Source organism: Vibrio crassostreae, from assembly GCF_041439375.1.
GTDB classification, from domain to species: domain Bacteria; phylum Pseudomonadota; class Gammaproteobacteria; order Enterobacterales; family Vibrionaceae; genus Vibrio; species Vibrio crassostreae_D.
In genome coordinates, this window is the sequence record NZ_JBGONY010000137.1 from 1 (window position 1) to 1,436 (window position 1,436).

Consider the following 1,436-nt stretch of genomic DNA (forward strand, 5'->3'; position numbering starts at 1 on the left):
ACCGATGACCTCAACCTTGGCAAGGTTGCGCTCTACCAACTGAGCTAGTATCGCATTTGCTTTATCGAGATAAAGACTTTAATAGATGGTGCCCCGGGCCGGACTTGAACCGGCACAGCGCGAACGCCGAGGGATTTTAAATCCCTTGTGTCTACCAATTCCACCACCAGGGCAACGCAATCTTGCGATGCTGATTACTGAAAAGTAAAACACCATCTCTCAGCGACCTAAGCCGTGAGAACGAGGTGTACTTTAACGGATGGAAAAAATTCGTCAACAATAAATTTTATCTTTTAATTCAAATGATTAATTATCACTCTCCAAAGAATAAATTTAGTGCAGCTTGTACGGTTCTTATACGCTGTTCTCTAATCTAACACTGCAATTTATTATCTAGGGTTAACTTTAGCGACAGCGGCAAATTTTGGTTTTTCTGTAACGAATCAAGTAAATGGTGTTTTCATGTGCTTTTCACATTCAACGACTAGAGTTTTAAGTAACTCTTATTAAGAAGTAAACATGTGAAACCACTAAAACGATATCAATATGAGCGCTATGCCGTTCTTTGTAACCTCGCCTACCCTAGAGTATTTAAGCAAACTCGCTATGGTTTTGACCCAAATGGACAACGCATCATAAAGAACCAGTTTGCTAAAACCATGATTCGAGTGTTATGGAGCAGCGACAAAGACGAAGTGGTTGTCGTTATTAAAGGGTCACACAGCGTGTCAGACTGGCTGCTTAACTTCGCCCTATGGACGAGAAGCTGCAAAAGGATTGGACTCAATTACCGAGTGCATGCTGGCTTCTATCATCTGATGTTTCAGGAAAGCCAACCAACTCGTAATGAAGATAAGCTTGGCTTAACCGTTATTGAACGATTGGAAGCGACGCTCATCCCTCTCTTAGAGCAAGGCAAAAGAATCTCCATTACTGGCCACTCTTCCGGTGGTGCTATTGGTTGTGTGTTTGCTGACTACTTTGAGCAAAAGTATCCAGGCTGCATTAAGCGAATCGTGACCTTTGGGCAACCTGCAATTGGTGATTGGAGTTTTCGAAAGCACTATCGCTTGAGTAAGAAGACTTACCGCATCTGTTGTGACATCGACATCGTGACCTTCATGCCACCCGTACCTTTACTGTACTGGCATGTAGGAAAGGTCCTTTGGCTCTACAACGGCAGAATCTATGAGAACACCCCAACTCTTATTCGCCTTGGACGATCTATTTTTAGCTGGTTGATACGACCTTTTTCGTATCACTTAATGAGTAAGTATATTCGTAACAAAGATTTCTTTGATAAACATTGAAAAGGGGACGTTGGAAGCTTTTAGCGAGGCCAGAAACGAAAAAACCAGCCACGAGGACTGGTTTTTCTAAATGATGGAGGCGCCTCCCGGAGTCGAACCGAGGTCCACGGATTTGCAATCCGCTGC

At 43.3% G+C, this 1,436-nt stretch carries 1 protein-coding gene and 1 tRNA gene; one reads left to right on the forward strand and one right to left on the reverse strand.

Going from position 1 to position 1,436, the window contains the following annotated elements; genetic code table 11:
- Positions 1-86 precede the first annotated feature (86 nt).
- Positions 87-173 (reverse strand) — tRNA-Leu (locus ACED45_RS24010).
- Between the two features lie 348 nt (positions 174-521).
- Between ACED45_RS24010 and ACED45_RS24015 the strand changes: the two genes are divergently transcribed.
- Positions 522-1,310, forward strand: a complete 789-nt coding sequence (locus ACED45_RS24015) for a lipase family protein (RefSeq protein WP_146491411.1) — start codon at positions 522-524, stop codon at positions 1,308-1,310.
- Positions 1,311-1,436: the final 126 nt, after the last annotated feature.